This window comes from Cyclobacterium sp., assembly GCF_014762705.1.
Taxonomy (GTDB): Bacteria; Bacteroidota; Bacteroidia; order Cytophagales; family Cyclobacteriaceae; genus Cyclobacterium.
Window position 1 is genome coordinate 14,774 of the sequence record NZ_JABURL010000068.1, and the last position, 25,255, is coordinate 40,028.

The 25,255-nt window shown below is 43.6% G+C and carries 18 protein-coding genes; 10 read left to right on the plus strand and 8 right to left on the minus strand.

All coding sequences use genetic code 11. The features are described from left to right. Nucleotides 1-84 precede the first annotated feature (84 nt). Nucleotides 85-1,191, plus strand: coding sequence for an alkene reductase (locus HUJ21_RS12650; RefSeq protein WP_291370336.1), 1,107 nt, complete (start codon nt 85-87; stop codon nt 1,189-1,191). 264 nt (nt 1,192-1,455) lie between these two features. Beyond that, nucleotides 1,456-2,484, plus strand: a complete 1,029-nt coding sequence (locus HUJ21_RS12655; protein ID WP_291370338.1) for an LLM class flavin-dependent oxidoreductase — start codon at nt 1,456-1,458, stop codon at nt 2,482-2,484. A gap of 10 nt (nt 2,485-2,494) precedes the next feature. Here the strand turns inward: HUJ21_RS12655 and HUJ21_RS12660 are convergent, their stop codons facing one another. From HUJ21_RS12660 to HUJ21_RS12670, 3 genes are all read right to left on the minus strand, one after another. Continuing rightward, nucleotides 2,495-3,124, minus strand: coding sequence for a hypothetical protein (locus tag HUJ21_RS12660; RefSeq protein WP_291370339.1), 630 nt, complete (start codon nt 3,122-3,124; stop codon nt 2,495-2,497). 232 nt (nt 3,125-3,356) lie between these two features. Continuing rightward, nucleotides 3,357-5,468, minus strand: coding sequence for a ferrous iron transport protein B (gene feoB / locus HUJ21_RS12665; protein ID WP_291370341.1), 2,112 nt, complete (start codon nt 5,466-5,468; stop codon nt 3,357-3,359). 3 nt (nt 5,469-5,471) lie between these two features. After that, nucleotides 5,472-5,693 carry a FeoA family protein gene (locus HUJ21_RS12670; RefSeq protein ID WP_166151093.1) on the minus strand — a complete coding sequence of 74 codons (222 nt, stop codon included), beginning with the start codon at nt 5,691-5,693 and terminating at the stop codon, nt 5,472-5,474. A 380-nt stretch (nt 5,694-6,073) separates the two neighbouring features. On the opposite strand from HUJ21_RS12670, the gene HUJ21_RS12675 reads away from it, so the two are divergent. Further along, nucleotides 6,074-7,456, plus strand: a complete 1,383-nt coding sequence (locus tag HUJ21_RS12675) for an MBL fold metallo-hydrolase (protein WP_291370345.1) — start codon at nt 6,074-6,076, stop codon at nt 7,454-7,456. A 213-nt stretch (nt 7,457-7,669) separates the two neighbouring features. Beyond that, the gene (locus tag HUJ21_RS12680) at nt 7,670-9,136 is read left to right on the plus strand and encodes a pyruvate kinase (RefSeq protein WP_291370347.1); all 1,467 of its coding nucleotides are present in this window, start codon (nt 7,670-7,672) and stop codon (nt 9,134-9,136) included. 144 nt (nt 9,137-9,280) lie between these two features. On the opposite strand, the gene HUJ21_RS12685 is transcribed toward HUJ21_RS12680, so the two are convergent. After that, nucleotides 9,281-10,447 carry a hypothetical protein gene (locus tag HUJ21_RS12685; RefSeq protein ID WP_291370348.1) on the minus strand — a complete coding sequence of 389 codons (1,167 nt, stop codon included), beginning with the start codon at nt 10,445-10,447 and terminating at the stop codon, nt 9,281-9,283. A 262-nt stretch (nt 10,448-10,709) separates the two neighbouring features. Between HUJ21_RS12685 and HUJ21_RS12690 the strand changes: the two genes are divergently transcribed. Further along, complete coding sequence (locus HUJ21_RS12690) at nt 10,710-13,571, plus strand: alpha-L-rhamnosidase (RefSeq protein WP_291370350.1); 2,862 nt, start codon at nt 10,710-10,712, stop codon at nt 13,569-13,571. Nucleotides 13,572-13,605: 34 nt separating this feature from the next. On the opposite strand, the gene HUJ21_RS12695 is transcribed toward HUJ21_RS12690, so the two are convergent. From HUJ21_RS12695 to yiaK, 3 genes are read right to left on the minus strand one after another with little or no spacing between them, the layout of a single operon-like run. Continuing rightward, nucleotides 13,606-14,580, minus strand: a complete 975-nt coding sequence (locus tag HUJ21_RS12695; protein ID WP_291370352.1) for a phosphotransferase — start codon at nt 14,578-14,580, stop codon at nt 13,606-13,608. Beyond that, entirely contained in the window at nt 14,570-15,073 is a 504-nt protein-coding gene (locus HUJ21_RS12700; RefSeq protein ID WP_291370354.1) for an ATP-binding protein, read from the minus strand. Before HUJ21_RS12700 ends, HUJ21_RS12695 begins: the two co-directional genes overlap by 11 nt. Nucleotides 15,074-15,120: 47 nt before the next feature. Then, on the minus strand, nt 15,121-16,137 hold the full coding sequence (yiaK, locus tag HUJ21_RS12705; protein WP_291370356.1) for a 3-dehydro-L-gulonate 2-dehydrogenase: 1,017 nt from the start codon (nt 16,135-16,137) through the stop codon (nt 15,121-15,123). A gap of 244 nt (nt 16,138-16,381) precedes the next feature. Between yiaK and HUJ21_RS12710 the strand changes: the two genes are divergently transcribed. Further along, complete coding sequence (locus HUJ21_RS12710) at nt 16,382-17,389, plus strand: zinc-binding alcohol dehydrogenase family protein (RefSeq protein WP_291370358.1); 1,008 nt, start codon at nt 16,382-16,384, stop codon at nt 17,387-17,389. A gap of 96 nt (nt 17,390-17,485) precedes the next feature. After that, complete coding sequence (locus HUJ21_RS12715; protein WP_291370360.1) at nt 17,486-17,959, plus strand: hypothetical protein; 474 nt, start codon at nt 17,486-17,488, stop codon at nt 17,957-17,959. 319 nt (nt 17,960-18,278) lie between these two features. On the opposite strand, the gene HUJ21_RS12720 is transcribed toward HUJ21_RS12715, so the two are convergent. Further along, entirely contained in the window at nt 18,279-20,441 is a 2,163-nt protein-coding gene (locus tag HUJ21_RS12720; RefSeq protein ID WP_291370362.1) for a glutamine synthetase III, read from the minus strand. A gap of 234 nt (nt 20,442-20,675) precedes the next feature. On the opposite strand from HUJ21_RS12720, the gene mtaB reads away from it, so the two are divergent. From mtaB to HUJ21_RS12735, 3 genes are all read left to right on the plus strand, one after another. Further along, the gene (mtaB, locus tag HUJ21_RS12725; RefSeq protein ID WP_291370364.1) at nt 20,676-21,998 is read left to right on the plus strand and encodes a tRNA (N(6)-L-threonylcarbamoyladenosine(37)-C(2))-methylthiotransferase MtaB; all 1,323 of its coding nucleotides are present in this window, start codon (nt 20,676-20,678) and stop codon (nt 21,996-21,998) included. A gap of 96 nt (nt 21,999-22,094) precedes the next feature. Continuing rightward, on the plus strand, nt 22,095-24,185 hold the full coding sequence (locus HUJ21_RS12730; protein WP_291370366.1) for a BNR-4 repeat-containing protein: 2,091 nt from the start codon (nt 22,095-22,097) through the stop codon (nt 24,183-24,185). A 37-nt stretch (nt 24,186-24,222) separates the two neighbouring features. Beyond that, a complete protein-coding gene (locus HUJ21_RS12735; protein ID WP_291370368.1) occupies nt 24,223-24,924 on the plus strand; it encodes a DUF1080 domain-containing protein in 702 nt (233 codons plus the stop codon). Nucleotides 24,925-25,255: the final 331 nt, after the last annotated feature.

Consider the following 25,255-nt stretch of genomic DNA (forward strand, 5'->3'; position numbering starts at 1 on the left):
GTACATTAATAGGTTTGTTTTGTTTATTTAATATTTTAATCCAGCAATCAAATTATGCTAACTAATAGAAAATCAAATACATACATGGAAAAACAACCTTTATTGGAAAAATTAAAGATGGGTGACCTCTTACTCAACAACAGAGTAGTGATGGCCCCCATGACACGAAGCAGGGCTGATAACCCTGACAATGCGCCAACCGAACTTCAGGTTAATTACTACACCCAACGAGCTAGTGCAGGGCTGATCATAACAGAGGGATCACAAATTTCCAAAAAAGCAGTGGGCTACATCAATACTCCCGGTATCCATACTGCTGCTCAAATGGAGGGTTGGAAAAAAGTGACATCTGCCGTACACGCGCAGGGGGGTAAAATATTCGTACAGTTATGGCATGTAGGCAGGATTTCTCATCCGGACTTTCACAATGGAGAATTGCCCCTGGCCCCTTCTGCCATCAATCCCAATTCCAAAGCCTACACTCCAAAAGGTTTTAAGGAAACGGTAACACCAAAAGAAATGAGCCTTGAAGAAATCAAGGAAACCATACAGGATTTCAGAAATGCTGCAAAAAATGCCTGGACGGCTGGTTTTGACGGGGTAGAAATACACTCCTCCAATGGGTACCTCTTGCACCAGTTTTTCAACAGGACATCTAATGTCAGGACAGATGAATATGGAGGCAGTATAACCAATCGAACGAAAATCCTTTTTGAGATCATTGATGCCATCAAAAAAGAGATACCGGAAAACCGTATTGGCTTGAGATTAAACCCTTCGCTTCATGGTTTGTTTGGCATGAGCATGGATGAAGAGACCATACCTGCCTTCGACCATATCATCGAAAAACTCAATGACTACGACCTCGCTTACCTGCACCTTTCAGAACCATTTAATGATGTTTCGGAAATTCCTTACGCAGAAACAAACATTGCCGAAAGGTACCGACCCCTGTTTAAAGGTACACTTATCATAAATGCTGGCTTTGATAAAGAAAAGGGTAACCGGTTTATCAGTGAAGGATTGGCAGATGCAGTAGCCTTTGGCAAACCTTATATTTCCAATCCCGACCTGGTAGAAAGATTCAGGCAGGATGCTCCGCTGGCAGAGTGGGATCAGGACACCTTTTATACGCCGGGTTCAAAGGGATATACAGACTACCCCAAATTGGAAGCAACACCACAAAGTTAATTTAGCTTTACCTTAACTAAAAAGCCATTTCTGTTCTGAGATGGCTTTTTAAGTTTTTCCCGAAATCAGCAATCCTATCAGCACTGTAGAGGGATAAACCAGCAAACAATCGGGTGAATTCTGATTTTATAAAAGGAATCGACCGAATGAAGGAATTTACTACGGGTTTGTGGCATTTTCCCTCCATTACTCCTCAATCTGTGGATTTTAATTTCCTTGTTTAGAAGCAGGAACCAAAAAAAGGTCTCAATAGTTTTAATACCTATGTCTACAAATATTCCCTTTTCCATACTTGATTTGGCCATTTTAAAAAAGGACCATGATGCTTCAGATGCCTACTCCAGGAGCCTGGACCTGGCCAGACATGCAGAAAGATGGGGCTACAATAGGTTTTGGCTGGCAGAGCACCACAACATGCCACATGTAGGAAGTTCTTCTCCTATAGTTTTAATGGGTTATATAGCTCAGGGAACCCAGCATATACGGGTCGGGTCAGGGGGTATCATGCTCCCCAATCACAGCCCCTTGATGGTGGCAGAACAAATCGGCACTTTGGCCACTTTGTATCCTGGAAGGATTGACCTGGGTCTGGGAAGAGCTCCGGGTACGGATCAAAAAACCGCAGCAGTTTTGAGGCGCGGAAGAATGGAAACCGTCCAGGAATTTCCTCAGGACCTGGAGGAGTTACAACAATTTTTCTCGGTAGACAATTTGGACGCTGAGGTAAGGGCATTCCCTGCCGAGGGATTAACAGTGCCCATATATTTACTTGGGTCCAGCATGGACAGCGCCTACCTGGCTGCATCCCGGGGCTTGCCCTATGTTTTTGCCAGTCACTTTGCTCCCAATTATTTCCAGCAGGCATCGGCTTATTATCAAAACAATTTTCAGGCTTCGGCGAATTGCCCCAAGCCCTATCTGATAGCCTGCGTCAATGTAATCGTTGCAGATACGGATGATGAAGCCCAATTTCTGGCCAGTTCTTTTTATCAAATGGCATTGGGAATCATCCGCAGACGCTCCTACCCCTTGTCAGCACCTGTAGAAGATATGGATCAAATCTGGTCCATACAAGAGGCCGCCGCCTTACAGCACATGATGCAATATTCCTTTATTGGGAGTCAGGCGACAGTCAAAGCCGGACTGGAAAAATTTGTAAACCGGCATAAAATTGATGAACTGATGGTCACCACCAATTTATATGACCATAAAAAGCGATTGTACTCTTTTGAACTGACTGCAGCTGCCATACAATCCTTCCAGGCAGACCATTTGGTGCACAATCATGCATGAGTGCGTGATTTTAGTTTAAATTGGGGTTTTCCGGAATTTTAAATCCATTGCTGGTTTTTGAAGCAAAAAACAGGGCCTGTATCAATAAGCAGATAATGATCAGGACCACCATTTCAAATTGCAACAGGATGCTTCCCATGGAAAAAATTTTGTCTGTTTTTGATTTTAACTTATCCGCCTCATTCAATTGGATCTGAGAAAGGGAATGCAGGTCTAAAAGTGCTGAACGGATCATCGGTTCCTCGCTATCCAAATCACCAGCTTTTAACCTTAGGTCCATTTCATGGGTGAGTCCTGTAAAGTGGACAAAATACCGGGCCTCTTCATCTGTCAGTCGGGTAGCTTCATACAAATGATTGAGGGTATCGATTTCATTAAGAATCTTGTTGGCAATTTCCTGTTTTTTTAAAAAGGGTAAAGCCGGATCGTTGATCGCATCATGCATGTCATGAAGCTTTTCCGAGAAATCCAATATATAGCTTTCTGCAACCAGCCTGTCTTTGTAAATGGACTCAAAGGCAGATTTCAGCTCTTCAATTTGGTTGCGTTGATTAAAATTGATCAGCAAAACAACCACGATTACCCCAAATAACAAGCTTGCTGCTGTTATTTTATTTTTTACACTGTATGTCCACTTCATGATTCTTAGAACCGGATCCTTACCCGTATCATTTCTTAATGGAAAATTAAACCAGCACCAAATGTAATTGTTAAAAGGGAAAAAGAAACAGCAATCCACAAAAGAGTTTATCCACATTTGTCACAGCCACAGCCATTCTGGCCCTTCACCCGTTTTTTAATCCAGGTCCTGTAAATCCAGAAGAAGATAACTCCGGTAAACAATATACCCACAATAATTTCCTGCCACATGATTAACTCCAGATTTGATAGGTGATCAATGCACCCAGATAGGCCACAATCGTCATACCAATAGTTTGCAAAACCGGCCATTTCCAACTTTTCGTTTCCCGGTAAACCACGGCAACCGTACTCATGCATTGCATGGCAAGCGCATAAAATACCATTAGAGAAAATCCTGTTGCCCGGGTAAACACCTTTTCTCCGGTGTCGGCATGCACTTGCTTATTCAGCTTTTCTCTGATAGTCAACTCATCCTCAACATTTTCTCCCACACTGTAGATGGTAGCTACAGTGGCGACAAAGACCTCTCTGGCCGCAAATGAAGTCAATAAAGCAATCCCAATCTTCCAATCATAGCCCAAAGGCCGAATGGCTGGTTCAATGGCTTTTCCCAAAATCCCAATGTAGGAAGCCTCCAGCTTCCTGGATGCAAATTCATTGGTCAGTTCAAACTTTTGTTCCTCCACTACATTTTCCAACATGGCTTTCTCCTCAGCTTCAATGGCTTCCATTTCTCCGGAAGGCCCATAACTGGCCAGGACCCAAAGCACAATGGATATGGCAAGTATTACCTTTCCTGCTTCCAAAACAAAAATCTTCGATTTGTTGAACATGGTCAGCAATACCGTCTGCCAGCGAGGCATTCTGTAAATGGGCAATTCCGTCATCAGGAAGCTTTTTTCCTGGGACTTCAATACAAATTTTAAGGCAAAAGCCCCCAAAAGGGTAAAAGCAGCGCCTATCAGGTACATCACCAAAAGGGCTAAAGCCTGAAGGTTTATCCCCAACCAGGCCTCATCAGGTACGGTAAGTCCAATCAATATGATGTAAACCGGGAGTCTGGCAGAACAACTCATCCATGGAGTTACCAGAATAGTAATCAATCTTTCTTTGGTATTGCTGATATTCCTGGTGGCCATGATCCCGGGAATGGCACAGGCCATTCCGGAAATGAGGGGGACAATGCTCTTTCCATGCAATCCAAATGGCCGCATGAGCCTGTCCATCAGAAAAACCACTCTGGAAAAGTATCCCGTATCTTCCAATAAAGCCAGGAATCCAAACAATAGCGCAATTTGAGGGATAAAAATAACTACTCCTCCTATTCCGGTGATAATACCTTCGGAAAGCAAGTCTGTCAAAACCCCCGGCGGAAGGGTATCCGAAACCCATCCGCTCAAGGCGGCAAAAACACCGTCAATTAAATCCATTGGTGCTTCGGCCCAGGCAAAAATGGCCTGAAAAATCAACAACATAATCCCTAAAAAAGTAACATACCCCCAAACAGGATGCATCAATACCTTATCCAAAGTGGCATGAAACTTTTTGGGCTTACCACTACCTGAAGATTGAGTCCTGCTCAGCGTGGATTTAATTTTTTCGAAGCGTTGATTGGTTTCCCTGGTTTGCTGAATCTGGCTGTCAAAACCATGGCTCCTGGCTTTATCTTCCAGCCACTGTTTCCTTTCCTGGTCAAGCATTGGGTCATACCCGGCAAACACCAACTGTTGAAATGCCTGATAGGGAGTTTCAAACCCGAATTTCAGTCTGACTTCTTCCAACAGTGCTGCAAAACCCAACTCATAAAATGGTTTTCCTACTGCGAAATCATCATTGGATAACAGGTCCCGGACTGCTTCCAGCCCCTGGTTGTTTCTGGCATCTGTCAGCACCAGGGGAACACCCAATTCCTTATACAATGCAAAAGTCTGAATGGAAAGCCCTCGCTTTTCAGCCAAATCTTTCATGTTGACCACAAATGCCATAGGGATGCCCAAATCCAACACTTGTGTTCCCAGTAGAAGGCTGCGCTCCAGGTTACAGGCATCCAAAACCACCAATGCCGCATCAGGCTTTTCCATCCCAAGCCCGTTCAATACCTTTTGTGCAATGATTTCATCCTCAGACTTGGGATACAAACTATAGGTACCTGGTAAATCTATCAACTCAAAGCTTTTATTTCCTATCTGAAAATAGCCCATCATTTTGTCTACCGTCATTCCCGGATAGTTTCCTATCTTCTGATTTAATCCGGTAAGCTGATTGAAAATACTCGATTTACCTACATTGGGGTTACCTATAATCGCAATGCTTTTTACAGCTTTCTTTTCTGACACTTCCATGTATTAGGATCCTTTTATTTGGATAAGGTCGGCTTCTTCTATTCTTAATGCGAGAATATTTCCTTCGATTAAAAATGCCATGGGCCCCTTAAATGGAGCTTTTTGGAGAAGACTGATGCTTTTACCGGGCATTACCCCCATTTCCATCATCCTTACCATCAGGGGTGATGCGGAGATACCTTCGATTTCGTATGTTTGGTTGATTTTAAGTCCGGTTGCAGTCATGAGCATTTTGAATTAAAGACCAATTCCGTTAGATGATTTGAAAAGGCAATTTTAATATATTTTTTGCGGAATAATAAGTATTTCAGCCTTTATTTAGATTGAATAAATAATAATGACAAACTCAGTTCTTTCAATTACATCCATCACCAACTCCATTCAAAAGGAGAGGATTGCCGGGGTTTCCTACAAAGCACTGTTAAAACAAGCGCATTCAATTTCATAAACCGGAATTCAATTATTATTATAGCTGTAAATGGTTTCCGTAATAATTATCACATCCCGGGAAATCAGTAATGCTTAAACTTGCATAAGATTTGGGTGAACCTACTTCTGGTCCACCCGTTTGAAAAATGAATAAATGATAAACTAAAAAAATAGCGATGTTTTTCGAATTAGTATATGACAAAAGTTTGGCGCAAGCCAGTTATGTAATAGGATGTCAGGCAGGAGGTGTAGCCGCTGTGATTGATCCAAAAAGAGATGTGGACACCTATCTGGAAATAGCCAAAGCCAATAATATGAAAATCACTCATATTTTGGAAACACACATCCATGCTGACTTTCTGAGTGGTTCCCGGGAGCTGGCCAAACTGACAGGTGCGCAGATGTACCTTTCCGATATGGGAGATAAAGACTGGAAATATGAATTTCCCCACAACAAACTGAAGGAAGGGGATCATGTTAAATTGGGCAATCTGGACTTCGAAGTGTTGCATACTCCGGGCCATACCCCGGAAAGTATTAGTTTTCTGCTTACCGACAATCCCGCCACCCAGGAACCGGTAATGCTTTTCACGGGAGATTTCGTGTTTGTAGGGGATGTGGGAAGACCAGATTTGCTTGAACAAGCTGCAGGATTGAAAGGCACCCAGGATATTGGCGCAGCCCAAATGTACGATTCCCTTAAGACATTTAACAAACTACAAGATTTTATTCAGGTCTGGCCTGGTCATGGAGCCGGCTCTGCCTGTGGAAAATCTCTCGGAGCGGTACCCGTCTCCACTGTTGGCTATGAGAAAATCAGGAATTGGGCTTTACAGTTGCTAGCCGATAAAGCAGCATTCAGCAAAGAGCTTTTGGCTGATCAGCCAGAGCCTCCCCGGTATTTTGCCATGATGAAAAAGCTCAACAAAGTTGACCGAAAGCTGTTGACCGAAGTACCGAAAATCGAAAACCTTACCCAAAAGGCATTTGAAAAAGCCAAAAAAGAAGGATTGAAAATCATCGATGTTCGCACACCGGAAGCTTTTTCCAAGGGTTTTCTGAAAGGTTCTCTGAACATCCCGAATACCAACACCTTCTCCACCTGGATGGGCTGGTACATGGATTATGATGAATTCTTTGTGCTGATCGCCGAAGAAAATGAGGTAGAAGAGCTTACCCGTAAATTGATGAGAATCGGTTTGGATAACATACAAGGATACATTACTCCCGGACAATTGGCCGACATTGAAGGAAAAGCCTTGGAAAATTACCAGGCCATCGATAAAAAGGAGGTTGAGCAGCAGCTCGAAAAAGGAACCGTGCAGGTAATTGATGTGCGGGGAGCCTCTGAATACAAAAAAGGCCATATCGAAGGGGCGAAAAATCTTTTTGTAGGTAAGCTGGACCAGAACCTGGATAAAGTTTCCAGGGAAAAGCCCGTAATTGTCCATTGTCAAAGTGGTGGCCGGGCGGCCATCGCCTATTCTCTGCTAAGGGCCAATGGCTTCGATAATATTTCCAACTATGCCGGAGGCTGGGAAGACTGGAGCAATAATTAATAAGCCAAACAGCTGACAGTAAGGCGGGACATCCCATGGATGCCCCGCTTTTTTTTTAAGGCAATTTTTCGGTTTCAATCATGCCGGTTGACGCTCCATTTGGCATTGAAAAAGGGGGTGTGTTTAATAATCGGATTAATTTTCGTTTGAAACCATGTTTTGGCACCATTCTGGGGATTAAAATGCCCGGAATAACTTCTATATTTACCCCGGATGAAAACAGCATTAGAACAACTGAATAAGGAACTGGCAAGCCTGGAGCAGGCCTTAATAGAAACCAGCCAAAAGCATCAAAAATACATAGAAGGGATTCCTGAAAGCTCCCAGGCAGCTGCCAGAAACCTGATCCAATACCTCTTTTTCAGAAGTGAGGACAGGAAAGCTTTGCAGGAAAAGCTGCATTTGTACGGCCTCTCCGCACTATCCAACTCAGAAAACCATATTCACAGGCAAATTCAGGTCATTCGGGAACGCCTTGGGCACCACTACAAGCCGGAGGAACTCAACCCCTGCACCTATACGTACAGCCAGGCTCAATTGGCAGAGAACAGCCGGGTTTTATTTGGCCCACCAGAAAATCAGGGAGTACCGACAATAATGGTAACCTTTGACACGGGTTTTGCCGATGATCCGGATTTGGTGGAAAACCTAATGGTCCAGGGCATGAATGTGGCCCGAATCAACTGCGCCCACGATGATGAAAAGGTCTGGAAAGCCATGATTGACCAAATTCGTGAGGCAGAAAAAAAGACAGGAAAGCATTGCAAGATACACATGGACCTGGCAGGTCCAAAAATCAGAACCGTATTATTGGGTAAGGGCAAAAAGAAAGGAAAGGTTAAAGTATCCGTAGGGGATACCATTTGGCTTTCCGAGAACATGGACCATTTCAGCGAGGATCAGGTCGTGTTGCATCCGAATGAGGAGGGCATTATTTCTTCCTTGGTACCCGGGCACCGGGTTTTTATTGATGACGGGGAGATCGGAGGTAGGGTCACTCAAACCGAAAATGGAAACGCAGCTGTGGTCCTGGACAGGGTTTCTTCCAAAAAAGGAAAGATCAAATCAGAGAAAGGCATCAATTTTCCGGACACCACCTTCAACATCTCCTCTTTGACCGATTATGACAAGACATGCCTGCCTTTTATTTGCAGCCATGCAGACCTCATTGGCTATTCCTTCGTGAAAAACACAGGAGATATTCGACATCTTCGGAAAGAGTTGCAAAAAATAGGTGGTCGCCGTCCTGACCTGGTGTATCAAATCGAAACTACGGATTCAGTGGCCAATTTACCGGCATTGCTTTCGGAAGGCATGATGCACCCACCTTGTGTAATCATGATTGCCCGTGGATACCTGGCCGTAGAAATTGGTTTTGAACGTATGGGAGAAATTCAGGAGGAAATCCTTTGGATCTGCGAAGCTGCCCATGTGCCTGTAGTATGGGCCACACAGGTATTGGAAAACCTACATAAATCTGGAATGCCCACCCGCTCTGAAATAACCGATGCAGGCCAGGCTGCACTTGCTGAATGCATCATGATTAATAAAGGCAAGCACACAATCTCCGTTTTGAAAAGCCTTAAAAAAATCATGAAATGGACAGGCGGACGCAGAACTAAAAAGAGATTTACCCTTAGCCGCTTGTCCATTGCGGAAAACTTTATTCAATCTACTTAAAGTGGGGCGGTTATTCTTTGACAGCAGCTGGCTTCATTTTTTACCAGGCTCATTATCAAAATAGTTGCTTGATTCGTCTTGGAAAGTCATTTGTACAGATAGCTAAAAAAATCGCAAATAGAAAGCCAAAAATTAGTAATTGTATTAGTTGGAATCCGGTTCCAAATTAAAGTATAATACTGGTTTTTTTGTTTTATCGCCGCTGCCACTGGCGAAAAAAGACACCTGTAAGCTTCCCAATGAGAAGAAAACCAGTCCTTTACTGCGTCCGCTAATCAGTCTCTGTAATACATTTGGCGGCAAGGGGATATCCATTACCTGATCATTACCCTTTGGTACAAACATATCGATAATCATTTGTTCGTTAAAAAGTTCTGTCTTTACACGTCCTTGTGCCAATGATTCATAGGTGAGTGTAGTTGCATCCCAATCTGTATTTCCACCAATAATTTCTACGACCCTGAGTCTGCAAAACTCATCTTCCGGCACGGGCACCTGTTGGCTCGAAAAGACGGCCAATCTCAACAATCCCCAACCATCAACAGTCCCCTTGACCTGAGAAAGATCCCATTTTAACAATGTGCTCAGCTCATGAGAAACACTCAAAAGTGGAATATCACCAGTACCCCAACCTGACAGATTTTTGTCAGTATATTTAAAATCAACCATTCCCGCATCATCTACTACCACCGAATTGCCAAAGGAGGCCGGCTTTTTTGGTTCTGGGTGGTAGGGCAGAGCATTTGCCGATGGACTCAGGTTTTCGTCTTTATCGTAAAAAACCCTTACATTCCGGACATCGAGGTAATACGCATTGACACCCCAGTCCATCAGCGCAAAATGGCCTGTCAACTGATCTCCTTTTTGATAGTCCAAATTGTCGGGACTAAACCTTATCGTATACCAGGTGGCAGTATCTTCCAAATCAAATTCCATTAAATTCGAATGATGGTCTACCCCTTTCTGATTAGGGGAAAATAAGCGCATGTTAATTCTCCGGATTGGATGGCTTGATCTTACTTCGGCTTCCATCCAAAGGGGCACCCCGGAAGGGATTTCCTTGGGTAAGGTTATGGGGTGTTGCATGATCGCCCACCAGACATTATACCTGTCATCCTCCGCATTTACATGGAAGCGTAAAAATCCATTTTGTCGTTCAATTGAGGTCTCAACCTGCCCATCGCCATAGAGCGAATTCCAGGTTATCGGATCAGCTGCCTGGTAATCCATGGCATCAGTCCACTCAAATTGTTGGCCTGATGAAAAATTTGCTAAAAAAGTGAACAGTAGATAAGTGATTAGTTTTTTCATTTATGTATTTTAAAATATCAATCATTTGCCCCATTGTCAAATTATCATCCATAGGATGACAGTTAATATACGAATAAAGAACACTGTACGCTTAATTCGCCCGCGATAAACAGTTTTTATTAAGTAAGAAATTCTGTTTTTGAAAGAATTTAGTCCTATTTTAAGAATATATTTCTTCGGTTTTATCCTATCAAACGGGACAGTGCGGGACAGGCTATTCCCAAAACTTGCTTATTTTTACTCAATCCTAATGCCTTTTCTTATGAAAAACATCGTGATTTGTTGGCTGCTTTCCCTGCTGCTATACCATTCTGCCCTGGCCGGCGGCGATTTGACTCCTACCTTCCTCAGGGTGGAATACCGAACGAATCCCTTTACTGACGAGGAAAAACCCCGTTTTAGCTGGATTCTGGAATCAGCCACAAAGGATCAATACCAAACTGCTTATCGGGTGCTGGTGGCAAGTGATGCTGCGCTATTGGAAGCAGGTAAAGCCGACTTGTGGGACAGCGGCAAAATCAGCGGCGAACAGACTTCTCAGATCGAGTATCAAGGCAAGCCGCTTTCCTCCCGGCAACAGTGCTTCTGGAAAGTACTTAGCTGGGATAAGCACGGAGAGCAGGGCAGGTGGAGTGATGCTGCCACCTGGGAAATGGCCTTACTGCACCCGGGTGATTGGCAAAGTGCCTGGATTGGAAAGGATTTTAGTGCCAGGACAGCGCCGGTACCATTCAAAGGAAAGGAATTGCACCTGCCTCCCGCCCCCATTTTCCGAAAAGAAATCTACATTGAGCAAAAAGTAAAGAAAGCCCGATTATATATCACTGCATTAGGACTCTACGAATTTAAAATAAATGGCAACCGGGTAGGTAAGGATTACCTGGCACCGGGCTGGACAGACTACGACAAGCGGGTATACTACCAGGCATACGATGTCACCGATCAATTAACGGCAGGAACACAGGTTTTGCAGGCCCGCTTATCCTACGGCTGGTATAGCGGCTATATTGGATATGCATTATTGGTTGGCAACCCCGTGGCGAGGGCATTCTATGGGGACATACCGGCACTGAAAGCACAGCTGGAACTCACTTATGAAAACGGGCAAACCCTGACCGTGGCAACAGGTCCTGACTGGAAGGTAAACTCCGGGGGGCTTTTGGAATCGGATATCTTACATGGAGAAACCTACGATGCAGGTAAGGAGCCAGAAGGCTGGCACCTCCCCGGATACGAAGACAGCGGTTGGGATCCGGCCGAACGCATTGCTGTTGGCGAACGCAATTTGCAGCTATATCCCGCACAGCCGGTTCAGGTCACGGACAGCCTTTCGCCAGTGTCCATTAGAGAACTGGAAGACGGAAAACACATCATAGACATGGGACAAAATTTCGCCGGCCTGATTCAGTTAAATGTAAAGGGGCAGGCAGGAGATAAAATCGTACTCCGGTTTGGGGAAATGCTTCATCCGGACGGACGCCTTATGGTCGAAAATCTCCGCATGGCAAGAGCTACGGACACCTACATTTTAAAAGGTGATCCAGAGGGAGAGGAATGGGTTCCTGGTTTTACCTATCACGGTTTCCAATACGTAGAGGTGACAGGCTTTCCGGGGACGCCCAAAAAAGAAAATTTTACTGGTTTAGTGCTCGGATCAAATACGCCCAAAGCGGGGCATTTTGAAACCGATCATCCCATGGTTAACCAACTGTACAAAAACATCGTTTGGACGCAGCGGGCCAATTTTGTAGATATCCCTACAGATTGTCCGCAGCGGGACGAACGGATGGGTTGGACCGGAGACGCCCAGATTTATGGCGGCACCTCGGCTTTAAATATGGATGTGGCCGCTTTTTTCACCAAATGGATCCGGGATTTGCAGGATGCTCAATGGGATTACGGTGCCTATCCCGACTATGCGCCTGCTCCACGCGTAAGGGCTACCGATACCTTTGCCCCCGGTTGGATGGAGGCGGGCATCATCAATCCCTATGAGATGTACCGTGCCTATGGAGATACCCGGATCATAGAGAGGTCCTGGGAAAACATGGAAAAATTCATGGCTTTTCATGGCAAACGAAGTGGCGAACAGTATTTTTATCCGGAAGGATCTTTTGCAGATCTAAACCCAAAAGGGGGATACGGAGATTGGCTTTCCGTCGGAAAGAAGACTCCTCCTGATTTACTAGCTACGATATATTACGGTTATACAGCCCAATTGATGGCCGAAATGGCCAATGCCATTGGCAAACCTTCCCGGTACCAACACTATCGCCAACTGGCCGGAAAAATCAAATCTGCTTTTGCTGCCCATTACCTTGATGAGGCCTCAGGCAAGCTGACTACTAACCCCAAACCCTACGGAGATGGAGCCGGATACGTGGACGGACAGCTGGGTTTTTCGGGACATACCCAGACTGCTTATGCCAATGCCATTTACCATGATTTTCTTACCGAATCGCAAGAAAAAGTGGCAGGAATACATCTGGCCGGCCTGGTGGAAGAAAATGACGGCAAACTGGCCACCGGTTTTCTAGGCGTAAAACAATTGTTGCCCGCATTGTCAGCAACAGGCCGGTCCGATCTGGCCTTTCAATTGCTATTAAACACCGAATATCCTTCCTGGGGCTTTGAGATTGAAAACGGAGCTACCACCATATGGGAACGCTGGGACAGCTATGTAAAAAATGATCCTGAAAAAATGGAATCTTTAAATGCGGGCATGAATTCATTTAGCCACTATGCTTTTGGTTCCGTTTATGAATGGATGTTTCGAAATATGGTAGGTATTAAACCTGATTTACCCGGGTACAAGTCCTTTACCATTGCCCCTGAGATCCCAGTAAATGAAATCAGACGGGTGCATGGAAGCTACCATTCCATTCATGGAGAAATCATCAGCTCCTGGAGGAAAATTAAAGATAACCTGGTTCTTGAAGTGCTCATCCCGGTAAATACCAGAGCAGTTATTCTGATCCCAACAAGTGATCCGAATTCGGTGTCACTTGACGATAAATCCCTGCAAGAACATAAGGACCTAAACCCTGGTCCTTTTACCGGGGGAAAGCTGGAGCTAACGCTGGGATCGGGCAGGTATCGGATTGAAAGCAAGTTGGGTCACTGATCCGCTAAAGTGGGATTACAGGAAACACTTTATGCTACCCATCCTGCTGAATGTACCGTTCCATCAGCGCCAAATAGACGCTTTGATCTTTTCGTTTATCTTCCGAGGGATCCATTCCCAAAACCTTTGCCCGAATATTGGCCCGCAAACATTTAAAATAATTAAATATTGCTTTATCCCTGCCCGGATCCAGTACAGGAATTTTTTTTAGATACGTTTCCAAAAACAAAGCCGACCAGTCCTCTTTGCCAAAACGCTCCAGATCCATGCAGATAAAAGCTACCTCGTAAAGCAGGTCTATGGTACGCATGCTTTTACTGAACTCTATGCAATCAAAAATAACCGGGGGGTCGGTCAGAAAGACATTGCCCGTGTGCAGGTCTCCGTGCAAATCACGCACCCAACCTAAACTGGCCCTTTCCCTTAATCTCCTGCTGTGTTTCTCCAAAAACAAATCGCTCCATTGAACGGCCTTTTGAAGAAATTCCTCCTGCTCATCGGTATACTTGTGGGCATTATTTAAAATATCGTTAAAAATACCCCTCGCCTCCTTTACATTGAATAGCGAATTGTCTGCGGGCTGACTGCGGTGAAATAAGGCCACTTTATTGGCAAGCTTCTCGATCAGAAAGGGAGCACCCTCTCCTGATTGCAACATCTTATCCATCCTGTGATCCTCCGGTAAACGTTTCATCATTACGGCATAATCATGAATGACCCCTCTTTTTCCATTCATTTCCCATTTCCCATCATTCCAGGTAATCGGACAGCTCCGGATATAAATGGAAGAAAAACGAGCATTCAATTGAATCTCCTGGTCGCAAAAATAAGCTCTTGATTCAAGGCTGGAATAATCCAGAAATGAAAGCCTGATCGGTTTTTTGATTTTAAAGACCCACATATGGCTTAAAATGACCCAGGAAATATGGGTTTCCACTACTTCTCCTTCAATCCTTCGGCCCAGATAAAGCCCTTCTCTGGCCAATAATTGGATGTCCTCAGCTTTCATTTCGGTTTTCTAAATAATTAACTGCTTTTTGTATCATACCAGCTATTTTACCGTCTTCCGATTGGATGTCCAGGTAATTACCTATTATCGGGTCGAAGTCCCTTTTCAATTTTTGATATACCCAAAAATCCGCATCGCTTTCCTCCCTGCTTTTTGACAGTCGTTTTTCAATCAAATCCTCCTCAGCCCAAACCCGGATACAGATAAAGGATTGTCCCATTTTCAGAGCTATTTCCTGAAATGTCAATCTGTTTTCATTGCTTTGAAAGGTGGCGTCCACCAAAACCGATTTCCCCGCTTGTAAAAATTTCTGAGCCCTCTCTGCCATCTCGTCATAAACCTTTTGCCGGTCATGGCTACTGTATTGGCCTCTTAATCCCATTTCCATCCTAACCTGATCACTACTCAGGTAAATCATACTGGTTTCAGCTGCCAGCTTATTGGCAAAATAGCTTTTTCCAGACCCAGGTAATCCCATTACCAATAGTAACATTCAAAAGAAATTTTAACCCCATGACTTATTAAAACCATTCATCGAAATTATCCATTCATATGCAGCACTTCTTCCCAGATTTCCGCTGCTACAGGTACACCCAATGCCAGATTTTCTTTTCTCCTCTGAAAAGATTTTTCGCCAGGATAGCTCACCTCCATGCCTTCAAATACGGCGGTAGCCTTCAAATCTTCTACTACCTCTGCCAACTTTTTGTCCAACTCAAGGGGAGCAATTCCCAATTTCTCCAGATGGAAAGATAGAAAAAACTGAGAGATTCCGTATTCTTCCCCCTGCAGTCCAATTTCCCGGGTAGTCTTTCCTTTGGATAATCCGGAAGCCAGCAAATCCAGCATCAGAGATAAGCCTGCCCCTTTCCATAGGCCAATGGGTAAAGCCAATTGTTTTGCCAAAACATGGATGGGGTTTTTTGTTAGTTCGCCTTTGCTATCAAAACCTGCGGCATACGGCATGGAAGCCTTTTCCTTCTCGAAAATACTCATTTTGCCATAGGAATATTGTGTCATGGCCATGTCCAGCACAACTGCTTCATTTCTGAAAGGAACTGCTATCACCAGAGGATTATTACCCAATTTTGGCTCGCTTCCGCCCCAGGCAGGCATATTGGGAATGGTATTGGTAAAGCAAATGCCAATGCATCCGGCTTTTGCCGCCTGCCAGCCATAGTTTCCTGCTCTCATCCAATGATTGGTGTTGTTTAAAGCCACACAGCCCATTCCATTTTCAGTGGCCATCGAAATGGCCCTGCCCATGGCAAAATGGGCATTGTACATCCCCGGTCCGAGCTTTCCATTCCAGCGTTCCATCACCGGAAGAGAAAATTCCTGTTCTGGCATGGCATCCACCTTCACATGTCCTTTCCTGACCTGTTCCAGAAAGGTGGGAAAACGGTTCAAGCCATGAGAAGCCACCCCATCCAAACTGGCTTTGGCAAAGAGAGCGGCACAAACTGAGGCTTTTTCCGAATCAAATCCAGATTTTTGCAGAATTGAACCCAATATTGATTCCAATTGCCCTAATGGGATGCGTATATTACTTCTCATTTATTTCAGACGCTTTATAAAGATGAGTTACCAATAACGGGATTTTTTTTAGCTCTTAAAAGTACAATTTACAATCATTGGCAATGATTATACGGAATAGACCACTTTAAAGATGATGAATAAATATAAGCTATTTATCGAGCGTATAGGACGCTTAAAATCAATTTCTTTAAAAGTTTTATGGGTCTTACCCTGGCTTTCTTTACTTTTACAAATAGCATCCGATAAATGCAATCCAGAAAACATGAAGGCAATCCGTTGTGAGCAACCTGGCTCATTGAAACAGCAGCACATAGAGGTACCAGCCCCGGCGCAGAATGAGGTACAGGTTAAAATCAAAAAAATCGGCGTATGTGGAACGGACCTGCACGCATTTGCCGGAAACCAGGCGTTTTTTAGCTATCCCCGGATATTAGGGCATGAAATTGCAGCAACAATCAGCCAGTCCAACGGTTCCCATTTTCAATCCGGAGATCCTGTCGTCGTGATACCTTACATTCATTGCGGCGTTTGTAATGCCTGCTTGTCGGGAAAAACCAATTGCTGCACAACACTCAAGGTTTTGGGAGTGCACATTGATGGGGCCATGCAGGAATACATGTCTCTTCCCGCCCATCTTTTACTTCCCAGCCCCGAATTGAGCTGGACTGAAATGGCCATGGTAGAACCGCTCTCCGTTGCGGCTCATGCCGTAAGGCGGGCAGGAGTTCAGGCCGGGGAGGAAATACTGGTCATGGGTTGTGGCCCTATTGGCCTGGCCATAATGGTATTTGCACACCATGCAGGAGCGAAGGTAACAGCATTGGACACCAATCAGGAACGCCTTCTATTGGCAAAAGATCATTTCCATGCAGAAAACACCATTGATGCAGCACAACTCCTATCAAAACCCGGTTATAAGGCAAAGTTTGGAGCAGGTTTTAATACCGTTTTTGATGCTACAGGAAACAAAGAAGCCATGGAATCCGGGCCATTTTTCGCTGCCCATGGCGGAAAATATATTTTAGTAGGACTTTACAAAGATCAGCTTAGTTTCCATCATCCTTCCATCCATGCCAAGGAATTGAGTTTGTTATGCAGCAGAAATGCAACCAAACCTGATTTCCTTGAAGTAATGAAAATTTTAGCTTTGAAAAAGTTCCCCACAGAAAATTACCATACCCATGATTTGGGATTTGATGAGGTTCCTGTAAAGTTTACCGACCTGACCCTTCCATCCAACCAGGTAATCAAAGCCATGATAACCATTTAATTTCGGACCATTAAAAAAAACTTTGTACCGATTGTGGAGAGGTTTTTGTTATTCCTTTTGAAAATTACCAGATTGAAATTAAGAAATGATTCGGTTATGAATAAGTTAATGCTGTTGCTACTCACAATTTCAGGATTGGTAACTTTTCCTTCTATTAGTCAAGGGCAAGTGCAGGCTGGCTATGAAGTGCTAAAAACCAACCGGGCATATGTGATCAAAATGAAAGCTATGGATTATACCCGAATAGATACCGAAGGGTTAAGCCTGGATTGCTCATCAACGGACTTGAGCAAAGAACTAAATTTCGATCACATTGCCTCCTATTTTGATGAAGACACCAAAACCTTGTTTCGAAACATAAAAATTCAAAGCAGGGTATACATTGATATTCGCGGTGATGTTCAGGAGCTTTATTTTATCTGTGAAAATGATCCGGAAAAGCATGCTGTTGATTTCGAAAAATTGGAAAAGGTAATCAAAAGAAAAATGAAAGTGGAGAATAACAGGGATTGTCTTACAAAATTCGAGGACAAATACATCAGTTGGTACATTCCACTTTACAATTATTAAAGGTTTTGTGGGTCAGCCCTTCACCAACACCTGAAAATTTTGCGGATTTCAGAAACTATCACCTTGTTTGGATGACAGGAACACCTATAAACTACCTTTGAAAAGACTGCTTTAATAACTATCCGAATGCCCAAAAGGCAGGGCTGCGATTTTTTTTTGATTAGTCCCCAGGTAATTAAATGCGAAATATGCATTAGCCTATCTATTACGAATCCTAAGGCATAATCCGGGTTAAATCCAAAATCACAAATCCTACACTGGTCAAAAAAAAAGCCCGGAAAAACTCCAGGCTTTAATATTGAAATATAATTAATGATCCTTACTTCAGGAAGAGCATCTCCCTGTACTTGACCAAAGGCCAGTATTCATCATCTACCAGCAGTTCCATCTTATCAACCGCATATCTTATTTTATCAAAATAAGCATCTTTCACTTCAGCGCTGTACAATTTGGCTTTTTCGGTTATATCCTCTACCTTATTTACCCTTTTTCGCGCTTCAATCATGTTGCTAACATTTGACTTAAGGGCTTCGATGTGTTTTGAAACTTCTTCAATAGTCTCTATGGCTGCACGGTGGTCTAACCCTAATCCTTTAAGACCATTGGCGTTGACGATAAGCTGATTTTGATAACGGATCGCCGTAGGGATGATATGGTTCAATGCAAGATCTCCCATCACCCTGGATTCGATCTGTACCTTCATGACATAATTCTCCAATCTGATCTCATGACGGGCATGCAGTTCCTTTTCATTCAATACATTGTGCCGCTTGTAAAGATCAGTGACTTGCTTGGACAATAAAATGTCCAGTGCCTCTGCAGTACTTTTTAGGTTTGAAAGCCCTCTTTTCTCCGCTTCTTTTTCCCACTCCTCAGAGTAGCCGTCTCCTTCAAACCTAATTTTCTTGCTTTCTTTAATGTATTTTCTCAATACATTTACAATTGCGATTTTCTTTTCCTTACCGCCTTCTATTTCCTTGTCAATGTCCTTCTTAAGTTCTTTTAAGACATCAGCCACAATCACGTTCAAAGCCGTCATTGGACCGGCAGGATTGGCACTGGAACCTACAGCCCGGAATTCAAATTTGTTTCCGGTAAAGGCAAATGGAGAAGTTCTGTTACGGTCGGTGTTGTCCAATATGATTTCAGGAATTTTAGAAATTCCAAGTTTCATGTACATATTGTCACCTTTTTCAATTTTAATATTTCCGTTTTTCTCCAACTCATCCAAAATCCCGGTAAGTGTTGATCCAAGGAAAACAGAAATAATGGCAGGAGGTGCCTCATTGGCTCCCAACCTGAAATCGTTACCTGCAGATGCAATACTGGCTCTCAATAAATCAGCATTTTTGTAAACGGCTTTCAGGGTTGCCACCAGAAAACAAAGGAATTGGAGGTTTTCTCTGGCCGAATTACTGGGCTGAAAAAGATTGACACCGGTATCTGTGATCAGGGACCAGTTGTTGTGCTTGCCACTACCATTCAGTCCTGCAAAGGGCTTTTCATGAAACAGTACTTTTAGCCCGTGTTTTTCAGCCACTTTTTCCATCACATCCATCAACAACAGATTATGATCGGTAGCTTTATTGATATCTTCAAACAATGGTGCTACCTCAAACTGCCCGGGAGCCACTTCATTGTGTCTGGTGGAAACAGGAATACCCAATTTAAGTGCTTCTATTTCGAAGTCCTTCATGTACTCCTTCACCCGGGATGGAATTGATCCAAAATAATGATCATCCAATTGCTGACCTCTGGCTGGATTATGACCGAAAACGGTCCTTCCTGCCATCACCAAATCCGGACGGGTCGCATAGAGTGCCCTGTCTATTACAAAATACTCCTGCTCTACTCCCAAAGAAGGATTTACTTTTTTTACATTTCGGTCAAAATACTGGCAAATTTCAACTGCAGCATTATTGATGGCTTCAGTTGATCTGATGAGTGGGGTTTTAAAATCCAGGGCTTCCCCTGTAAAAGAAACAAAGATTGTTGGAATGCAAAGGGTCTGATTGAAAATAAAGATGGGAGAACTTGGATCCCAGGCAGTATATCCACGGGCTTCAAAAGTGGTTCTTATGCCTCCACTCGGGAAAGATGAAGCATCGGGCTCCTGTTGTACAAGCGCACTCCCCTTGAATTTCTCCATGCCTGACATGGCGTCAAAGAAAGTGTCATGCTTTTCGGCAGTCGATCCGGTTAAAGGTTGAAACCAATGTGTATAATGCGTGGCTCCTTTGGATAGAGCCCAACTTTTTACAGCAGTAGCCACCTCATCTGCGGTGGACATATCTATCTTGGTTCCCTTGTCGATAGCGGTGCTGACTTTCTTGAAAACAGGTGTCGCCAGGGTTTCCTGCATTTCTTTCAAGCCAAAAACCTGCGATCCAAAATAATCGGAAATTTTTAAGGAGGGCGCAACTGCAGAAACCTGTGGTCTTCCCTGCACCTTCATTAATGCTTTTTGTCTTAATGTTGCCATTGTTTTAGTTTATGGTTTAAAAACTACTTACAAAATTAGAAAAATAAATGAATCTTCAACAAAAATGGTCAGAAATTGAGGTCACAAACAAGAAAATTACACTTTTGACATAAAATAAAGGACTAATAGCCATCAATTGAGGTGAAAAAACCAGATTTCAAATCAAATTTTACGAAAATGGAAAATTCGTCAATAATTCCTACCTTTGGACGTTAAAATCAAATGGTTTGAAATTTGAAAAAAGTAGCATTTTATACACTGGGTTGTAAATTAAACTATGCCGAAACCTCCACTATCAGCAGGATGTTCGAGAAAAAAGGCTATGTAAAAGTGGGTTTTGAGGATAGACCGGATATTTTCATTATCAATACCTGCTCGGTTACCGAAAATGCAGATAAAAAATGTAAAAAGATCGTTAAAGAGGCCAAAAAAATTTCCCCCGATGGGTTTGTAGCCATAATCGGTTGTTATGCCCAGTTAAAACCCCGTGAAATAGCTACCATTCAAGGGGTGGATGCGGTATTGGGAGCCGCAGAAAAATTCAGGCTTATCGAATTACTGGATGGTTTTGCTGCCAGTCAGGAAGCAAAGGTTTTTGCCTCGGAGATCAAGGAAGCCCAGGATTTCAACCATGCCTTCAGCATGCATGACCGGACCCGTACTTTTCTTAAAGTACAGGATGGCTGTAATTATGGCTGTGCCTTTTGCACCATACCATTGGCCAGGGGCAAAAGCAGAAGTGACACTATTGAAAATATCCTGGTCACGGCTAATGAAATTGCAAATACCGATGTAAAGGAAGTGGTCCTAACAGGGGTAAATATAGGCGATTTTGGCATAGAAGGAGGAAAAAGAAAGGAAAGCTTCTTAGACTTGATCCGCTCTCTGGACCTGGTAGAAGGAATTGACAGGTTTAGGATTTCTTCTATTGAACCCAACCTTTTGACCAATGAGGCCATTCAGTTTGTTTCTGAATCCAGCCATTTCGTTCCTCATTTTCACATACCATTGCAATCCGGAAGTAATACCCTGCTCCGGAAAATGGGCAGAAGATACCTGCGTGAATTGTATGAAGACCGTGTATACAAGATCAAAAGCCTCATGCCCCATTGTTGTATTGGGACAGATGTGATCGTAGGTTTTCCAGGTGAAACAGAGGCATTGTTCATGGAGACCTACAACTTCCTGAAAGAATTGCCCGTTTCTTACCTCCATGTATTCACTTATTCAGAAAGGGCTAATACAAGGGCAGCTGAGATGGAGGATGTTGTTCCCATGAAAATCAGAAATAAACGCTCAAAAATGCTACGTATTTTGTCTGAAAAGAAAAGAAGGGCATTTTATGAAGAAAACCTGGGCAAGACCTTCCAGGTCCTTTTTGAAGAGGACATTGAGGAGGGTAAAATGCATGGTTTTACGGAAAACTATATCAGGATTAGTGCCAAATATGATCCACTACTGATCAATGAAATAAAGGAAGTCACCTTAAGTGATATCAATGAGAAAGGAACGGTGGAAGTTTTGGAACCCGAAAACGGGTTGATTGCTCATGAATAAGGGAATTTCATCCCCCGGCATACCGTTGGAATTAATTTTGAGGTTTTTTATCCCATTTTCTGTGATGAATTGGCAAGGATAGTTTAATTTAACCCCATGATATCCTTCATTAAAATTTGGCAATTGCCCCTTATAACTGGCAAAACATGCTTTCTTTTTGCATGTTTGTTTTTCTATATCAGCTCCACATTTTGTTTTTCTCAAGACTCCCTGAGAGAAAATGAGGATCCGTTCCAGCCCAAACTATTGTCAGAAGATGGCAGCTGGTGCTGGTTTCAGGACAAACGTGCTTTATTACTGGAAGATAAAGTTTTTTTTACAGGAGTTACTGCCGAAGGCTTTAACACGGTCAGCGAATGGGATTTGTCCAATAATGAAACATTTACAAAAACATTGACCCGGGGTACCCTGCCGCCCGATGACCACAATGTTGGTGCTCTCATGCTCAGGCCTGATGGGAAATTACTTACGGTCTATGCCGGTCACAGCATAGACAGCCTGGTGAGGTACAGAAGCACCAGGTCGGGTCTGGATATAAGGGATTGGCAGGATGAATCGGTTTTTGAAACCAATGGAAGGGTTTGCTATGCCAATCTCTTTTACCTGGAAGCCACTGGCGAAACCTTTAACTTTTTCAGGGGCAATGAGAACAATCCGCATTACCTGCTTTCCAGAGATGAAGGGGAAAGCTGGGAATTTGGCGGAAGACTATTTCAGTTTGAGGGCAGATCCTACCTCAAATATGCTTCCGATGGACAGCAGCGGATACACTTCATTACCACGGATGGCCATCCGCGTCATTTCAACAACAACATTTACCATGGTTACCTGGAGAATGGAAATGCCTATCGATCAGACGGAAGTCTGGTGGGCCCATTAAGTACCGCCGATACAAGCAATTTGAAACCTTCAGATTTTACCCTTGTCTATGACGGAGACCTGAATACAAGGACAGATGTGGCCTGGACCAGTGACCTTCAGCTGGATGAATCGGGTTTCCCCTATTTGGTTTTTTCTGTTACCAAAGATCCCATAACAAGGGGGGAAACCCTAAATACTTCCCTGGGAGGTTTTGACCACCGCTATCACCATGCCCGTTGGGATGGCAGCGAATGGATAGAAGAGGAAATCGCATTTGCAGGCAGCCGGTTGTATCCGGGGGAAAATGAATATACCGGACTGATCAGCCTACACCCCGGGAATAAAAATGTACTTTATTTTTCTGCAGATGTCCATCCCGTTACAGGAGCACCCATGCTGGTGGATGGCGAAAGAAGGTATGAAATCTTTAGAGCAGAAAGATTGGACGACCATAACAGCTGGCACTTTAGTCCTGTAACCTACCAATCCAAAACAGACAATATTCGGCCGATTGTCCTGGCAGACCAAAACAGAGAAATCGTCCTTTGGCTTACTGGTCGCTACAGCAGCTACCGGGATTATCAATTGAAGGTCTATGGAAAGATTCTGCCTCAACCAAAGAACAAGTTGGAAGCTGAAAAGAAGAAAATCACCTTTTTGACCAGCAGAGATCCCGACAATTATGCGGCAGATATGACTATTCCCTATTATGCGATGAAACTGAGCAAGGAAAAGGGATACCAAACTCAGGTCATTACCGGCGAAGGGGAAAGAAACGCCTTCCATTTACCGGGGCTTGAAAATATCGGCAACAGTGATTTATTGGTCTTTTTTTTAAGGAGAGTTGCTCTTTCAAGTGCCCAAATGGCATTGATAAAAAAACACATTGATGCAGGAAAACCGGTCCTGGGCATCAGAACCGCCAATCATGCTTTTTCCGTGAGGGAGGATGACATCTCTACCGGATTTGAGGATTGGTGGGAATTTGTCCCAGAGGTATTGGGCCATGAAAACCAGGGTTATGGCCCGGCCACCGCAATAACGAAGGTTTTGCCAGAGAAGAAATTTGGAAAACGCCTTTTAAAGGATATCCCTGAACAGCCCTGGACAAGCCAGGGCAATCTGTACCTGATGGGAGAAAGTTTGGACCCCAGTGCCAATGTCCTGCTTTCGGGAAGCTCTGCCAAGCTAAAAGCACCTGTGGCCTACACCAGGAAATCGGGAAAGGGCAAAGTGTTTTACACCTCCCTGGGCTACCCTACCGACTTCACCCATCCCGCATTCCTCCAATTACTGGAAAATGCCATCGCCTGGTCGCTAAAATGAGCCTGAAAAAAGATAACCACCTTAAATCAATTTAAATATGAAATGCCCAAAACATTTAGTCTTTCTCTTATTGTATGTCTGTTTTTCACTGCCCATTTCAACTTCATTGGCCCAATCCAATGGATACGAAATGCTATTCGATGGGAACTCAGTAGAAAAATGGCGCAGTAAACAATCCAGCTCCTTTCCCGAAAAAGGATGGAAGGTGGCAGACGGACAGCTATTTTTGGATAGCAAGGGTGGTGGAGATATCATTACCCGGGAAAAATTCTCTGATTTTGAATTGGTATTTGAATTTAACCTTACAGCAGGAGCCAACAGTGGTATTAAATATTTTGTTGACACCATTTACAATGAAAAAACTGGTAAAATGATGGTCAATGGCCCGGAATACCAGATCATAGACGACTTTAATTATCCTGGAATAAAAGAAGACCCAAACGGTCTGAGCTCTACTGCTGCTGCCTACCTTTTTTATCCTCCCAAAAACAAAACCCTCCGGCCACATGGTGAGTGGAATACCGGAAAAATTGTGGCCAGGGGAAATAAAGTCACCCACTGGTTGAATGGAAAAAAGGTAGTGACGTATCAAAGGGGCAGCAAGGATTTCCTGAGTAAAAAGCAGGAGAACAAATTTAAAGATGATGCCCGGTATGGGGAATTGGAAGCCGGCCATATACTCCTAACCGACCATGGAGATAAAGTTTACTTCAGAAACATCAAAATCAAAAAGCTCTAACCAGAATTCGTATCTCTTTTTTTGTCGCCGAGTAGGCAAACACAAAGGGAACGTATGTTTTTTTGAAATTACATCGTAACCTGAATTCGAATTAAGATCGTCAATAAAACCGATTGAATCGTCACGGCGAGAATTAACTTTTTAAAAACCGAAGAAATCAGGATGAGGATGGGTTTTTTGCATTATATGGGAATATAAACTTCTCATTGTTTAATGGATAATGGTGAGTCAAAGGCTATTTATGGTATTTTAGCTTGTTTCTATTGTACTTTTTCTCCCGATTCGCTGTGCTGCTCGGGACAGGCTTTGATGAAAAAGTACCAAACCCGCC

Coding starts and splice junctions, on each gene's coding strand:
- HUJ21_RS12715 (WP_291370360.1), top strand. CDS start 17,486: ATGAATAAGTTAATGCTGTTGCTACTCACAATTTCAGGATTGGTAACT.
- HUJ21_RS12660 (WP_291370339.1), bottom strand. CDS start 3,124: ATGAAGTGGACATACAGTGTAAAAAATAAAATAACAGCAGCAAGCTTG.
- HUJ21_RS12675 (WP_291370345.1), top strand. CDS start 6,074: ATGTTTTTCGAATTAGTATATGACAAAAGTTTGGCGCAAGCCAGTTAT.
- HUJ21_RS12690 (WP_291370350.1), top strand. CDS start 10,710: ATGAAAAACATCGTGATTTGTTGGCTGCTTTCCCTGCTGCTATACCAT.
- HUJ21_RS12655 (WP_291370338.1), top strand. CDS start 1,456: ATGTCTACAAATATTCCCTTTTCCATACTTGATTTGGCCATTTTAAAA.
- HUJ21_RS12670 (WP_166151093.1), bottom strand. CDS start 5,693: ATGACTGCAACCGGACTTAAAATCAACCAAACATACGAAATCGAAGGT.
- HUJ21_RS12720 (WP_291370362.1), bottom strand. CDS start 20,441: ATGGCAACATTAAGACAAAAAGCATTAATGAAGGTGCAGGGAAGACCA.
- HUJ21_RS12650 (WP_291370336.1), top strand. CDS start 85: ATGGAAAAACAACCTTTATTGGAAAAATTAAAGATGGGTGACCTCTTA.
- HUJ21_RS12735 (WP_291370368.1), top strand. CDS start 24,223: ATGAAATGCCCAAAACATTTAGTCTTTCTCTTATTGTATGTCTGTTTT.
- HUJ21_RS12730 (WP_291370366.1), top strand. CDS start 22,095: ATGATATCCTTCATTAAAATTTGGCAATTGCCCCTTATAACTGGCAAA.
- yiaK (WP_291370356.1), bottom strand. CDS start 16,137: ATGAGAAGTAATATACGCATCCCATTAGGGCAATTGGAATCAATATTG.
- HUJ21_RS12680 (WP_291370347.1), top strand. CDS start 7,670: ATGAAAACAGCATTAGAACAACTGAATAAGGAACTGGCAAGCCTGGAG.
- feoB (WP_291370341.1), bottom strand. CDS start 5,468: ATGGAAGTGTCAGAAAAGAAAGCTGTAAAAAGCATTGCGATTATAGGT.
- HUJ21_RS12710 (WP_291370358.1), top strand. CDS start 16,382: ATGAAGGCAATCCGTTGTGAGCAACCTGGCTCATTGAAACAGCAGCAC.
- HUJ21_RS12700 (WP_291370354.1), bottom strand. CDS start 15,073: ATGTTACTATTGGTAATGGGATTACCTGGGTCTGGAAAAAGCTATTTT.
- HUJ21_RS12695 (WP_291370352.1), bottom strand. CDS start 14,580: ATGAAAGCTGAGGACATCCAATTATTGGCCAGAGAAGGGCTTTATCTG.
- HUJ21_RS12685 (WP_291370348.1), bottom strand. CDS start 10,447: ATGAAAAAACTAATCACTTATCTACTGTTCACTTTTTTAGCAAATTTT.